10 protein-coding genes, 1 tRNA gene and 1 pseudogene are annotated in these 14668 nt (G+C 64.9%); 6 read left to right on the top strand and 6 right to left on the bottom strand.

All coding sequences use genetic code 11. From position 1 onward, the window contains the following. Positions 1-122: 122 nt before the first annotated feature. Together AC3WTD_RS07720 and AC3WTD_RS07715 are read left to right on the top strand one after the other, a co-directional pair. Positions 123-3467, top strand: coding sequence for an RHS repeat-associated core domain-containing protein (locus tag AC3WTD_RS07720; RefSeq protein WP_492613433.1), 3345 nt, complete (start codon positions 123-125; stop codon positions 3465-3467). 60 nt (positions 3468-3527) lie between these two features. Then, positions 3528-4010: a hypothetical protein gene (locus tag AC3WTD_RS07715; RefSeq protein ID WP_185754550.1), complete on the top strand. Its 483-nt coding sequence runs from the start codon at positions 3528-3530 to the stop codon at positions 4008-4010. A gap of 100 nt (positions 4011-4110) precedes the next feature. Here AC3WTD_RS07715 and AC3WTD_RS07710 read toward each other — a convergent pair. Continuing rightward, a pseudogene (locus AC3WTD_RS07710) lies at positions 4111-4695 on the bottom strand (IS3 family transposase); the annotation flags it as partial. 256 nt (positions 4696-4951) lie between these two features. Between AC3WTD_RS07710 and AC3WTD_RS07705 the strand changes: the two are divergent. Further along, positions 4952-5146, top strand: a complete 195-nt coding sequence (locus AC3WTD_RS07705) for a ribosome modulation factor (RefSeq protein ID WP_081666518.1) — start codon at positions 4952-4954, stop codon at positions 5144-5146. 430 nt (positions 5147-5576) lie between these two features. On the opposite strand, the gene AC3WTD_RS07700 is transcribed toward AC3WTD_RS07705, so the two are convergent. The 3 genes from AC3WTD_RS07700 to dtd form a co-directional block, all read right to left on the bottom strand. Further along, positions 5577-5652: transfer RNA gene (locus tag AC3WTD_RS07700), tRNA-Ile, on the bottom strand. Between the two features lie 115 nt (positions 5653-5767). Next, entirely contained in the window at positions 5768-7642 is a 1875-nt protein-coding gene (rpoD, locus tag AC3WTD_RS07695; protein ID WP_027491209.1) for an RNA polymerase sigma factor RpoD, read from the bottom strand. Between the two features lie 169 nt (positions 7643-7811). Continuing rightward, a complete protein-coding gene (gene dtd / locus AC3WTD_RS07690) occupies positions 7812-8252 on the bottom strand; it encodes a D-aminoacyl-tRNA deacylase (protein WP_492613432.1) in 441 nt (146 codons plus the stop codon). 98 nt (positions 8253-8350) lie between these two features. Here dtd and AC3WTD_RS07685 point away from each other — a divergent pair, with 98 nt between their 5' ends. Next, entirely contained in the window at positions 8351-9244 is an 894-nt protein-coding gene (locus AC3WTD_RS07685) for an LpxL/LpxP family acyltransferase (RefSeq protein WP_027491207.1), read from the top strand. Positions 9245-9294: 50 nt separating this feature from the next. On the opposite strand, the gene AC3WTD_RS07680 is transcribed toward AC3WTD_RS07685, so the two are convergent. Together AC3WTD_RS07680 and AC3WTD_RS07675 are read right to left on the bottom strand one after the other, a co-directional pair. Next, positions 9295-10041 carry a pteridine reductase gene (locus AC3WTD_RS07680; RefSeq protein ID WP_492613431.1) on the bottom strand — a complete coding sequence of 249 codons (747 nt, stop codon included), beginning with the start codon at positions 10039-10041 and terminating at the stop codon, positions 9295-9297. 73 nt (positions 10042-10114) lie between these two features. Continuing rightward, entirely contained in the window at positions 10115-10885 is a 771-nt protein-coding gene (locus tag AC3WTD_RS07675; RefSeq protein ID WP_492613430.1) for a hypothetical protein, read from the bottom strand. A gap of 185 nt (positions 10886-11070) precedes the next feature. On the opposite strand from AC3WTD_RS07675, the gene AC3WTD_RS07670 reads away from it, so the two are divergent. Together AC3WTD_RS07670 and AC3WTD_RS07665 are read left to right on the top strand one after the other, a co-directional pair. Then, positions 11071-13251: a TonB-dependent receptor gene (locus AC3WTD_RS07670; RefSeq protein WP_492613429.1), complete on the top strand. Its 2181-nt coding sequence runs from the start codon at positions 11071-11073 to the stop codon at positions 13249-13251. Between the two features lie 222 nt (positions 13252-13473). Further along, on the top strand, positions 13474-14667 hold the full coding sequence (locus AC3WTD_RS07665; RefSeq protein WP_027491663.1) for a class I SAM-dependent methyltransferase: 1194 nt from the start codon (positions 13474-13476) through the stop codon (positions 14665-14667). The last annotated feature ends 1 nt before the right edge of the window (position 14668 follow it).

Raw genomic sequence — 14668 nt, 5'->3', positions numbered from 1 at the left:
CCGCGTTAGCGACCCCGCCCAAGCCGCTTTGAGCGGCTCACACAACTAAAGCCCCCGGCTTTGCCGGGGGATACTTACCCGGCGCCCAGGCGACCTTGGGTTTCGTAGTGCCCAACGGGTCGATGCATGCCAGCACCGTCAGCGCGCCTTGCGGCTCCGGCTGCGGCCAACCCAACACCGCGGCCACGTTCGACAGCAACGGCTATGTGGCCTCGACCACCGACTTCAACGGCAACGTCACGACGATGGTTCATGACGCCAATGGCTTGCTGGATCAGCAGGTTGACGGTTCGGGAAGCGCGGATCAACGCACCACCAACATTACCTGGAACACCACGCTGCGCGTTCCGCTGATCCGCACGGTGCTCGATGCCAAGGGCAACACGGTCGGCAAAACTGCCTGGGTCTATAACACCGTCGGCCAGCCATTGGCCCGTTGCGAGATCGATCCGGCCCAAGCCAGTAGTTACACCTGCGCCACTACCGGTACGCCACCGGCCGGCGTGCGCCGCTGGACCTACAGCTACTGCACGGCCGTCGACACCACCCAGTGTCCGATCGTGGGTTTGCTGCTTTCCGTGGACGGTCCGCGCACCGAGGTGGCCGACGTCAGCACCTATGCCTATTACCTGGCCGACATCGCCACCGCGCATCACGGCGACCTGCAATCGGTGACCGATGCTCTGGGCCACACCACCAGCTATCTGACGTATGACGGTGCCGGCCGCGTCACCAGCCTGCGGGACGCCAACGGCGTGGTTACTAACCTGACTTATACGCCTCGTGGTTGGCTCGCCTCGCGCAGCGTCGGTGGTGCCACCACGACCCTTAGCTACACGGCGTACGGTGCGGTCGCCTCGATCACCGATCCGGACGGCATCACGACCCGTTATGCCTACGACGCGGCCCACTGCTTGACCGACATCACCGATGCGCAAGGCAACGTCATCCATTACACGCTGGATAACGCCGGCAACAAGACCGGCGAGCAGATCCGTACTGCTACCGGCACTGTCGTGCACAGCCTGTCGCGCACCTTCAACATCCTGGGTCAGCTCACGGCAGTGGTCGATGGCCTGAACCACGCCGTCTTCAACGCCGGCACCAGTGGCAGCTACGATGGCAATGGCAATCTGGTGCAGTCCACGGATGCGCTGGGCATCCAGCGTCAGCAAGGCTTTGATGCCCTCAACCGGCTGCAAAGCACGATCGCCAACTACAACGGTCCCGACCCGGCCACCAAGAACACCCAGAGCGTGTTCGCCTACGATGCCCGCGACAACTTGGAGGGCGTCGGTGATCCGGACGGCCTCAGCACCACCTACGACTACGATGGCCTCGGCAACCGCACGGTGCTGCATAGCCCGGACACGGGCACCAGCAGCGATACCTACGATGCCGCCGGCAATCGCCTGACGCACACCGACGCGAAGGGCATCGTCAGCACGTCGACTTATGACGCGAACAATCGCCTGATCAGCACCGGCTACACCGACACCACTCTCAATGTCAGCTACGCCTACGACGAGGCCAATGCGGTGACCGGCTGCAGCGCATCCCTTCCGATCGGACGACTGACGCGCGTGGTGGAGGCCGGCGTCACTACCGTGTTCTGTTATGACGGGCGGGGCAACGTCATCCAGAAGCAGCAGGTGACATTGAGCCAGACGGACACCACGCGCTACGCGTATACCGCGGGAAATCGACTGAGCAGCGTGAGTACGCCCGACCAGACGGCGATCAGCTACGCGTATGACAGCGACGGCCGTGTCAGCAGCGTGCAGGTGGCCCCCGCAGGGGCGAGCGTGGTGTCACCGACCGTGGTCAGCAGCATCAACTACCTGCCGTTTGGGCCGATCAGCAGCTACACGCTGGGCAATGGCCAGGTCGTGACACGCACGTACGACGCGAACTACCGGTTGACCGACCTGACCAGCCCAGCGCTCAACCTGCACTTCAATCGTGATGCGTTGGGCAATATTACGGCCTTGGGCAATGCCTCGGGAGCCAATCCCGCCACGGAAACCTACAGCTACGATCCGCTGTATCGACTCACCGGTATCGCCGACAACGGTGCCGCACTGGAAAGCTACACCTACAGCCCGACCGGCGATCGACGGAGCAAGACGGCACTGGGCCTGGCTACCGGTGCCTATCTCTACACCGGCGGCACGCACCAGCTTGCCAGCATCAACGGTATTGCGCGCGCCAACGACGCCAACGGCAACACCACCGGCAGTGTGATCGGCGGCAACACCTATGGATTCGGCTACAACGGACGCAACCGCCTGACGATGGCACAGCTCAACGGCGCGACCGTAGGCATCTACACCTACAACGCGATGGGGCAGCGTATTGGTAAGGTAGTCACGTTCCTACAGGCGACGACTGAACGTTTCGCTTACAACGAAGCTGGCCAGCTGATCGGCGAATACGAGACAAGCAGCGCTGCGCTGGCAAAAGGCAAGGGAAAACACCGCGGCAGGTACCACCACCACGCTGGCACAGTGGCCACAAACAACCGAGACTACGTCTGGTTGGGTGACATTCCGGTGGTGGTGATCGACAACAGCATCAATGGTAGCGTCACCACCAGCGTGGTCAACTACGTGCACGCCGATGGCCTAGGCACGCCGCGGGCCGTCACTGACGGCGCTGGCACGATAATCTGGTCGTGGCCCTATGTAGGCAACCCCTTCGGAGAGCAAGCGCCAACGTCGACGACGGGCTATGTACTCAACCTGCGCTATCCGGGACAGTACTTTGATGCCGAGTCAAACACGGTTTACAACATCCATCGCACCTATGAGCCCTCGACCGGAAGATTTTTGCAGAGTGATCCGGCAGGATTGGCTGGGGGTATCAGTACCTATGCCTATGTCAACAACGCCCCTCTGGACCGAGTCGACCCCGATGGTTTGCGCGACATTTTTGTGGGTGGCTTCGGTGATGCCACCTCAGGGATTGTGCGGAGCTATTACAACAATTATCACCAGAACAATCCGGACTCCGCCTACTACTCGTGGACCGATCTCAATGGAATTTTGCAGGACATTGCCAATGCCAAACCAGGCGACCCAATCAATCTGATCGGCCACAGTTATGGTGGCGACACCGCGGCGAAGGCGGCCATGCAGTCATGCAAGAAGGTCAATCTCCTGATCACCATCGACCCTGTCAGCCGCCATTCGCCAGACTTGAATGCCCTCGCTGGTAAGGTGGGAACATGGGTGGACGTGGACGCCGAAGGCAATAAGGTCTTTCAACCTTCTAACTTCATCGCCGGCATCGGCGGTGGCTGGAATGACGAACCCAATGGCATCGCGGACTCTTACATCCAAGACAACCGTGTGAACCATGAAGACTTCGAGTCAATGATGAATGCCTCAGGTGCAGGTGTGAACAGCCCTGCCCAGGTTCTCGGGGGAGCGCCCCTTGCCAACCCGCCATTCTTGCCGAGGTATTGAACAATGACTCGACAGAGAAGCCTGATCACAGCCCTTGCTATCGCTTCATGCGGAATTCCCGTGGCCGCTTGTACGACTTGGCCATTCAGCGATGGCCCAAAGGACGTCCGAGTTACGTCCGTCACCGGCGTTGATTTCAAGGATCAACCGCAGCTCAAATGGGTTAGCCTGAAACCGCGCCCATCAAAAATCATCTTGCGCATCGAATTCACGACCGACACAGACCTGTTGGCGCTTGCTAAGAAGAAGGATTACAACGTGTCCTTTGCACTTGGCCCATGCAGCAAGGAGGGCGTGAAAGACATGGGCGTGGGGTATGGCTACGTCTACTGGAACACGCTGCGCATCTATTCGGATGCAAAGGAAACTTCAGACTACGCCACGGCCATCGCCAAAGGGCCGCCGTATAGCTATCAAGTATTTGCAACCCCGTGGCAGCCAGGCACAGTGCAAGGCCCGATGTGCTTCACCCTTGCCGGGGGCAACATGATCGGTGGCAAGCTGCGGTCCAATGACGCCATGATTCCGAATCAGGCGTTTTGATGGGCTTGTCACGTCTGCAGTACAATTCCGGCCAGACCTGAGCAGGAACCGCTGTGTCATTAGGTAATCCCCCCACTTTTAGTTGACAGCACAAGTGGAGCTAGGCGGCGAGGATCAGTTTCTGCATCGGCGTGATGCCGCCGAGCGCCATGTTCGGGCGCTCATGGTTGTAAGTCCATAGCCAGCGGGTGGCCATGTCCTGTACCTGTTCGATCGAGTCGAACAGGGTTCGGCCCAGCCAGGCGTAACGCACGGTTCGGTTGTAGCGCTCGACATAGGCGTCCTGCTGCGGCTTGCCCGGTTGGATGTGTTCGATCCGGATGCCCTGCTGCTCGGCCCAGGTCAGCAACACGCCACTGATGTACTCCGGACCATTGTCGCAACGGATCGCCCTTGGCTTGCCACGCCACTCGATGATCTGCTCCAGCGCCCGGATCACGCGACCCGAGGGCAGCGACAGGTCGACCTCGATCCCCAGTCCTTCGCGGTTGAAGTCGTCCAGCACATTGAACAACCGGAAGCTGCGCCCGTCGCTGAGCTGGTCGTGCATGAAGTCCATCGACCAGACCTGGTTGATCGACTCGCGCACGAGGCGCTTCCTCGGCTTGATCCGCAGGTTCAATTCCAGCTCCCGGTAGATGCGGTAGACCCGCTTGTGATTCCAGCCGAAGCCCTTCAAGGTTCTACCATTTTGCTGGCGTAAGCACGATTTCCCCGCCATAACTCCAAGAACGTGACGATGTCACGATTCAGGCGGTCGTGAAATGAAAAAATGTGAACAGCTTCACCCCTGTGTAGCTAATCCGCCGCAGTGAGGCGATTGTCCCGGCCATCCCCCGGCATAGATGGATCCAAGCCCGCTCTGGCGGGCTTTTCCATACTTGAACCCTGGTCTGCCGACCTCACCCAAGCTTCCACGACGCCCACAAAAGGACGCCAGCATGGTCAAGGAAAGCGGAATGCAATATCCGCTGCAGGCATGGATCGAAGGCCATTACGCACGCGATTGTGGCGAGCCGCAGGAAAAATGCCCGTATCCGAATGATTCCGCGATGGCGCTAGCTTGGCACGGGGGCTGGCGCAGCCGCGGGCAACTGGACGCTGGGAAAGACCCGGCAGCCAAGCTCGGCGACTGATCTTGCGCAGACCGTACCTCCCGCTGCATCCGGTTCCCCCGCCCACTATTGAAATGAAGCACACGAAGGGGGGGGGAGCGTCCGGCGGCGGTCGCTGGCGGGAAGTCACGTATGACGGGCTCTGACAACGTCGTTGCTGAAGTGGCGCTCTTGCGGGCGAAACGAGACGCGGCCCTCCCGCGAGCAACGCCGCCCCATACCAACCGTATGCAAGACCTTGTTTGCAAGGCCAAACTTGGCAAGGGCCCTCGGCGGCAAGCTGACACTTCGTAGGCGTGCAGGCTAGCGGACAAATTATGCTTTACGTACGCGGCCGCTACCACGACCGGTCATGGCTGAACCAGCAAACTATGCTTACGAGAAACCATAGTTCGCTCTTTCCGCTCAAACTATGGCTTCCCGAACACATGAACTGCGTGCCGCGGATGTCTGGTGGGCCCACCAGGACTCGAACCTGGAACCAAAGGATTATGAGTCCTCTGCTCTGACCATTGAGCTATAGGCCCGCAGGCGACGAATGGTAGAGGAGTTGCCGGGGGCGTGCCAGCACGGGCTTCTACGGAGGCGCATACGAAGAAACCCCACGTCGGCGGGGCTTCTTCGTCATGCCGGCGTCGCCGCTTACTCCACGTCGAGGAACGAGCGCAGCTGTTCCGAACGGCTCGGGTGGCGCAGCTTGCGCAGTGCCTTGGCCTCGATCTGGCGGATGCGCTCGCGGGTGACATCGAACTGCTTGCCGACTTCTTCCAGGGTGTGGTCGGTGTTCATGTCGATGCCGAAGCGCATGCGCAGCACCTTCGCCTCCCGCGGGGTGAGCCCGGCGAGCACATCGCGCACGGTTTCCATCAGGCCAGTCTCGGTCGCCGAGTCGATCGGCGAGCTGGCGTTGCCGTCCTCGATGAAGTCGCCCAGGTGGGAATCCTCGTCGTCGCCGATCGGGGTTTCCATCGAGATCGGTTCCTTGGCGATCTTCAGCACCTTGCGGATCTTGTCCTCGGGCATCTCCATTTCCTTGGCCAGCTCTTCCGGCGTCGCCTCGCGGCCGAACTGCTGCAGCATCTGGCGGGAAATGCGGTTCAACTTGTTGATCGTCTCGATCATGTGCACCGGGATGCGGATGGTGCGGGCCTGGTCGGCGATCGAGCGGGTGATCGCCTGGCGAATCCACCAGGTAGCGTAGGTCGAGAACTTGTAGCCGCGACGGTACTCGAACTTGTCCACCGCCTTCATCAGGCCAATGTTGCCCTCCTGGATCAGGTCGAGGAACTGCAGGCCGCGGTTGGTGTACTTCTTGGCGATCGAGATCACCAGGCGCAGGTTCGCCTCGACCATTTCCTTCTTGGCGCGGCGGGCTTTCGCCTCGCCCGAAGCCATGGCGCGGTTGATGTCCTTGATGTCGATCAGCGGCAGGAATAGCTTGCGCTCGATCGCGGCGAGCTTTTCCTGCTCGGCGTCGATCGCCTCGCGGTGGGTCTTGATGTTCGGCGACCACTTCTGGCGCTTGCGGCTGAGCTCGGCCACCCACTCGGGGTTGCCCTCGTTGCTGGGGAAGGCCTTGATGAACTCGGCCTTGGGCATCTTCACCTGCTTGACGAAGATGTCCATCAGCACGCGCTCGTGGTGACGGATGTCGTTGACCACCTCGCGCAGCTTGCGCACGAAGCCGTCGATCAGCGCGGATGGCAGCTTGAGCTTGAGGAATTCCTCGGCCATCTGGTCGCGCAGCTTGACGATCTTCTTGTCGGTGATGCTGGCGGCCCTCGGCGCGGCCTTCTGAAACTTGGCGTAGTGCTCGCGCAGCAGCTCCATGCGGCGCTTGACCTCTTCCGGGTCGGGACCGCTGGGGCCGGCTTCTTCCTCGTCCTCGGTGGCGGTCTCGTCGTCGTCCTCGTCGCCTTCCTCGCTGTCTTCGACTTCCGGGGCCAGCAGCGCGGCGGCTTCCTTCTCCTTGCGGGCGAGGTCGGCGGCTTCCTCCAGATCGAGGAAGCCGGCCAGGATCTCGCTGAGGCGGCGCTTGCCGTCCAGGTGCTGGTCGTATTCCTCCAGCAGCAGCTCGATGGTCAGCGGGAAGCTGGCCAGCGCGGTCTGCACCTGGCCCAGGCCTTCCTCGATGCGCTTGGCGATGGCGATCTCGCCCTCGCGGGTGAGCAGCTCGACTGTGCCCATCTCGCGCATGTACATGCGCACCGGGTCGGTGGTGCGGCCCACCTCGGAATCCACCGCGGAGAGCAGCGCCACGGCTTCCTCGGCGGCGGCTTCGTCGTCGGTGCTGCTGCCGGCCTTGTCGGCCAGCGGGTCGGTATCCGGCGCGGCGTCGTGCACTTCGATGCCGACGCCCTTGAGCACCGCCATGATGTCTTCGATCTGCTCGGGGTCGACGATGTCGTCGGGCAGGTGGTCGTTGATCTCGGCGTAGGTCAGGTAGCCCTGCTCCAGGCCCTTGGAGATGAGCGCCTTGATTTCAGACTGTTGCTCGTGGGGAGCTTTGCTATTCATTCACCGACCGCCGCAAGGTTCAAGAACCGGACATTATAGCGATGTGCTGCTTTTTTGACCAGTTTTCAAGTGGAAAAAGGCTGCGATGGGGTACGCAAAAATCGCGCCAAATCGCGGTGTTGCCGTGTCTTTGCCCGCACCGGGCCGTGCATCGCGCGCCGGCGTCCGTTCAGCCGGTGTCGAGCCAGAAAGTCACCGGGCCATCGTTCACCAGCCGGATCACCATATGGGCGCCGAAGCGCCCGGTTTCCACCCCCGGATGCGCGGCGCGGGCCAGCTCCAGCAGCCGCTCGAACCAGCGCCGGCCATGCTCGGGCGGCGCCGCGCTGGTGAAGCTGGGGCGCATGCCGGAACGGGTGTCGGCGGCCAGGGTGAACTGGCTGACCAGCAGCAGGGCGCCGCCGGTGTCGGCGAGCGAGCGGTTCATCTTGCCGTTGGCATCGGCGAACACGCGGTAGCCGAGCAGGCGCTCCAGCATGCGTTTCGCCTGCGCCTCGCCGTCGTCGGGCTGCACCGCCACCAGCGCCAGCAGGCCGGGGCCGATCGCGCCGACCGTTTCATCGCCGACACTGACGCTGGCGGACAGTACGCGCTGGATCAGGGCAATCATGGATTCGGGATTCGGGATTCGGGATTCGGGATTCGGGATTCGCATGAGCATAAGCGAAGGAGGGCTGGCGGCGGTGCGTGTCCTCTACACTTTCGGCCATGCGCCCGGACATCTACCTGATCTATCTGCTGCTGCGACTGCTGGCGCTGCTGCCGCTGCGCATGCTGCATGGCCTGGGTGCCGCCCTGGGCCGGCTGCTGCTGTGGTGCGGCGGCCGCACGGTGCACAACACCGCAGCGAACCTGGCAATCGCGCGCCCGCAGCTGGATGACAAGGCGCAGGCCGCGCTGCTGCGCGAGGTGCTGGCCGAGAGCGGCAAGTCGGCCTGCGAGATCGTCAAGGTCTGGGGCGCCGGCGCCGGGCGCGCGCTGGCGCTGGTGCGCGAGGTGCGTGGCGAGGCGCTGCTGGATGCTGCGCTGGCTGCCGGCAAGGGGGTGATCATCGCCGCGCCGCACCTGGGCTGCTGGGAGCTGCTCAACTACTGGCTGTGTGGCAAGACGCCGATGGCGATCCTGTACCGGCCGCCGCGGATCGCCGCGGTCGAGGGCCTGCTGCGCAAGGTGCGCGGCGCGCTGGCGCCGGAGCAGGTGCGCGCCGACGGTGCCGGCGTGCGCACGCTGTACAAGCGGCTGGCCGCCGGCGGCACGGTGGGCATCCTGCCGGACCAGAAGCCACGCGCGGGCGAGGGCCAGATCGCGCCGTTCTTCGGCCGCGAGGCGCTGACCATGGTGCTGCTGCCGCGGCTGGCCGCGCGCACCGGCGCGACCGTGCTGTATGCGTTCGCCGAGCGGCTGCCGCGTGGCACCGGCTACCGCATCCATCTGTTGCCGGCGCCGCCGGAGCTGACCGACCCCGCGCTGGAGGTGGCCTGCGCGGCACTCAATCGAGGCGTGCAGGCATGCGTGGAGCTGGCTTTCACGCAGTACCAGTGGCAATACAAGCGCTTTTCTGCCGACGGCCTGGTCAGCCCGTACGACCGCCAGCACGGCTAGCCGTGCATCGGACTGGCGCTCCGGCGCCGCGCCAGGCTGCGCGGCGCCGCTCATACCGACAACGTGCGACCGCCGTCCACGCGGATGATCTGCCCGGTGACGTACCGCGCATCGCGCAGCAGCCACAGCACGGTGCCGGCGACGTCGTCCGGCGTGCCGGCGTGCTGCAGCGGCGTGCGTGCCAGCATCGCCTGCTGGTCGGCGTAGGGCTTGCTGTCGCTGGGCCACAGCACCGCACCGGGCGCCACGCCGTTGACGCGCACCTCGGGCGCCAGTTCCAGCGCCAGCGAGCGGGTCATCGCAGCCAGCGCGGCCTTCGCCATGCAGTACACCGCGTGTTCCGCCAGCGGCCGTTCGGCGTAGATGTCGACCATGTTGACGATGCCGCCACGCGCTTCGCGCAGCGCCGGGATCGCCGCCTGGCTGAGGAAGAACGGCGCCTGCGCGTTGGAGGCAAACAGCGCGTTCCACTGTTGCGGCGTCGTCGTGCCGAGCGGGGTGGGAAAGAATGCCGAGGCGTTGTTCACCAGCGCGTCGAGCCGGCCGTAGTGCGCCAGCAATTGTTCGATCAGCGTCGGCAGGGCCGGCAGCTCGGCCAGTTCGGCCTGCAGCAGCAGGGTGCTGCCGTTGCGTTGCCGCTCCAGTTCGTCAGCCAGCGCGCGGGCGTCGTCGGCGGAATGGCGGTAGTGCAGCGCCAGGTCGTAGCCGGCCGCATGCAGCGTGCGTGCGGTCACCGCGCCGACACGGCGACCGGCGCCGGTGATCAGCGCAACGGGACGATCGCGGCGTGGCGACATGTGCTGGCTCCGGCAGGGATGCAGCGCACAGCTTGCCGCAAAGCGACGATGACGTCATGAGTCGTCGCCGTCGTCATGGTGTTTTCGGCTTGCGCGGTCGGCGGGTTGCCTTGCGCGCGGCAGCGGCCAGCGTGCGTGCAGCGCCGGTCACGGCCTTGCCGGCCAGCCGGTCCGTCGCGCGGCGCGTGGGCGTCGCCATTGCCGTGGGCGTGGGTTGCGGGCCGCTGCTGTCGGCGGTGTCTTCCACCGCGATCTCCCCTTCGAACAGCTCGATTGCGGTGCCGGCGACTTGCCCGGTGTCGTAGTAGGCATACGCGCCGACGCCCAGCGCGCCGATCAGCGGCAGCCAGCGCGAGACGCCCTTGCCGAGGGTGCGCCCGGTCAGTTTGATGCCGACCTGTTTCGCTACGCGTTCGAGCACGGTGTAGGACATGCGCCGGAACAGCAGCCGGTCGCCCATGCGCACCACCAGGTCGCGGAATGCCTGCGCCGCGGTGTGGCGGAACAGGCACCACATCATCTGCTCGCGCCCGAGGCTGGCGTGGCGGCCGTAGGCGGCGGCGATGTCGCTGACCATCTGCGCCTGGATCTTCCAGATCGCGATCATTTCCGGCAGCAAGGTCAGCCAGCCCAGCGGCCCCGGCGGCAGCGCCAGTGAGCCGGCGGCGAGCGCGGCGCGCTGGGCCGCGCGGCTGGCCAGCCGGCGGGCCTCGCTGGCGGGGTCCGGGGTGTTGCCGATCCTGCTGTCGGGCACCTGGCTGACGAAATCCAGGATCGCCTCGGCGATCCGGCCGTGGTCGGCCGGCGCGATGACAGCGGGTACCTGCTGGCTGCGCTGGGTCATGCGTGGCTCCGTGGGATGTCGCCGGTCGCGACATGCGTCCTTGCAGTCTAGAGACGTTGCATGAAGCGGGGATCAATGATTTCGCCGGAAGGCATGACTTCTGGCGCAGGCCGGGCGGAAAATTTATCAGTAATGTTATAACATTACAAAATAAGCGCCCTCATCTACCTCTGCCGGAATTGCCGATGAAACCTTCCCTGCTTGCCGTGAGTCTTGCCGTTGCCCTGGGTACGAGCATCGCGCATGCCGCCGACACGGCGTCGGCAATGGCTGCCCCCGCCGTCACTGCGATCGGGGGCGGTCCGACCGACGACGGCAGCCGCAACAAGCAGCCGGTCGAGGTGCAGAATCTGGGCGAGATCTCGGTCTCCGGCGCGCTCGACCAGGCACGCAACGCGCTGTCGCCGGATACCGGCAGCAGCCAGTACGTGATCGATCACAAGGCGATCGCACGGCTGCCGCTCGGAGCGTCCACGCCGCTGAACCAGGTGCTGCTGCAGGCGCCCGGCGTGGTGCAGGACTCCTACGGCGGCGTGCACGTGCGCGGCGACCACGCGAACCTGCAGTACCGCATCAACGGCGTGATCATTCCTGAGTCGATCGGCGGCTTCGGCCAAAGTCTGGACGCGCGCACGATCGACAGCGTGAAACTGCTCGACGGTGCGCTGCCGGCGCAGTACGGCCTGCGCACGGCGGCGGTGGTCGACATCACCACGAAGAGCGGCCACGACCTCGGCAACGGTGGCAGCGTCGGCCTCACCGGCGGCAGTAACGGCACGCTCAACCCGAACGCGTCGGTGTGGGGCAGCAACGATCGCTGGAGCTGGTTCTTCACCGGCAACTACATGAAGAACGACGCCGGCATCGAGAATCCCACGCCGAGCAAAAAGCCGATCCACGACCACACCAACCAGGTGAAGGGCTTCGGCGACATCAGCTACCTGATCGACAACGACACCCGCCTGAGCTTCCTGTTCGGCGTCGCCAACAACCGCTACCAGATTCCCAATAACTCCGGGCAGGTACCCGCCTTCGGCTACCACGACACGGTCGATTTCAACTCCGCCGACCTCGACGGACGCCAGCGCGAGAACACCCGCTTCGGCGTGCTGGCGCTGCAGGGCAAGCTGGGCGCGACCGACTACCAGGTGTCGGTGGGCCAGCGCTACAGCAGCCTCGCCTATGCGCCGGACCGGATCGGCGAGCTGATGTTCAACGGGGTCGCCTCCGACGTCAGCCGCAGCAACCGCGCCAGCACCCTGCAGGCCGACTTCGCCACCCCGCTGGGCGACCGCCACACGTTGCGCTACGGCGTCTACGGCAGCTTCGAGCGTGCGGTCAGTGGCAACGACGCATGGGTGTTCCCCGCCGACGCCGACGGCAACCAGACCAGCACCATGCCGATCAATATCCTCGACGGCAGCCGCCTCGTCGCGAAGACCTGGTCGGCCTACGTGCAGGACGAATGGGGCATCGGCGAGAACTGGACGCTGAACTACGGCCTGCGCGGCGACCGCTACCAGCTGGTGCGCGCGGAGAGCCAGCTGAGCCCGCGCCTGGGCCTGGTCTGGCAGGCCACCGGCAGCACCACCGTGCACGCCGGCTATTCGCGCTACTTCACTCCGCCGGCGACCGAGATGATCGCGAGCAGCAACATCGCGAAGTTCGAAGGCACCACCAACGCGGTGGCGGACAGCGGCAACAACACGCCACTGGCCGAGCGCTCGGACTACTTCGACGTCGGCGTCTCGCAGAACATCGGTTCGGCCTGGACCGTGGGCGTGGACGCCTACTACCGCAAGGTGCAGCGCCTGCAGGACGAGGGCCAGTTCGGCTCCGCGCTGGTCTACTCCACCTTCAACTACGCCGCCGGCCGGGTGAAGGGCCTGGAATTCACCGTCAACTACGAGCAGGGGCCGCTGTCGGCGTACTTCAATGCATCGCTGGGCAAGGCGATCGGCAAGCGCATCATCACCAGCCAGTACAACTTCGCGCCGGACGACCTGGCCTGGGTCAACCGCCACTGGATCTTCCTCGACCACGACCAGAAGCTCACCTCGTCCGGCGGCGTCAGCTATGCGCTGGACGCCACCACCCGGGTCGGCGCCGACTACCTGTTCGGCAGCGGCCTGCGCAAGGACGGCGCGGTGCCGAACGGTGCGTCGCTGCCGGCGTACTTCCAGCTCAACCTCAACGTCGCGCACGACTTCGCCTTCGATCGCTTCGGCAAGCTGCACGCGCAGCTGGCCTTGATCAACGCGCTGGACCGCACCTATGAACTGCGCGACGGCAGCGGCATCGGCGTCGGCGCACCGCAGTTCGGCCCGCGCCGCGGCGTATACCTGAGCCTGCAGAAGGATTTCTGAGGGACGGGAATAGGGAATGGGGAATAGGAACGGCAAGAGCGGCGAGTGGCGTCCCCAGCCCTTGAGTCGCAACCCTGAACTTGCAACGGCGTAGGGCGGGCACTGCCCGCCAGCTTTTGATCTTGCAACGCACAGCGGCGGGCAGTGCCCGCCCTACAATTGCAGGCTGTGAGCTGCGGCCCATCCGCTATGCTTGCCGCGTTTTCATGACCGGCAACCGCCATGCCCTCCCGCCTCCCCGAACCCAGCGCCGACGAGCGCGCCCATTCCGACCGCCTGCTGCAGCTGCTGCGCGAGCAGATCGTCTCGCACGGGCCGATGCCGTTCTCGCAGTACATGGAGCGCTGCCTGTACGCGCCGGGACTGGGCTACTACAGCGCCGGGCGCACCAAGTTCGGCGCGGCCGGCGACTTTGTCACCGCACCGGAACTGGGTGAGCTGTTCGCCGGCTGCGTAGTCAACGCGGTGCAGCCGGTGCTGGCGATGCTGGGCGAGCAGGCGGATTTTCTCGAACTGGGCGGCGGCAGCGGTGCATTTGCCGAGGAGGCGCTGAAGGCGCTGGCGGCTGGCGGCACGCTGCCGCGGCAGTATCTGATCCTGGAGCCCAGCGCCGACCTGCGCGAACGCCAGCGCGAACGCCTCGTCGCGAAGCTGCCGGGTGAACTGCATGCCCGCGTGCAGTGGCTGGACCGTCCGCCCGAACAGGACTGGCGCGGGGTGCTGTTCGCCAACGAAGTGGTCGACGCGTTGCCGGCCACCCGCTTCGCGATGCGCCAGGGCGAGGTATACGAGGAGTACGTGGCGCTGGACGGCGAGGGCCGCCTGATCCGCGTCGACCGCCCCGCCGACGCGCTGGTGGCCGGTGCGGTACGCCATGTCGAGCGCGACCTCGGCGTCGAGTTCGTCGACGGCTACCGCTCGGAAATCCTGCCGCAGCTGCCGTACTGGATCCAGGCGGTGGCCGGCGCGCTCAGCGCCGGGCTGTTGTTGTTCGTCGACTACGGCTACGTGCGCCGCGAGTACTACCTGCCCGAGCGCGACGACGGCACGTTGATGGCGCATTACCGCCACCACACGCACAGCGATCCGCTGTACCTGCCCGGGTTGAACGACCTCACTGCCTCGGTCGATTTCACCGCGTTGGCCGAGGCCGGCAACAGCGCCGGCTTCGGCGTGGCTGGCTACCTGCCGCAGGCCCAGTTCCTGATCGGCGCCGGCTTGCAGCAGGTGTTCGAGCGCGAGCACGCGGCGACCGCCGACGAGCACGGCCGCTACCGGCTGGCGCAGCAGGCCAAGCGGTTGATGCTGCCCGAGCAGATGGGCGAGCGCTTCCAGGCCATGCTGCTGGCGCGCGGCCTCGACGCGCTGCCATTGCCGGCCGAACTGCTCGCCGCCGACCAAAGCCGGCGGCTCTGAC

The organism is Rhodanobacter sp. FW106-PBR-R2A-1-15, assembly GCF_058789735.1.
This window is presented reverse-complemented; position numbering and strand designations above follow the sequence as displayed.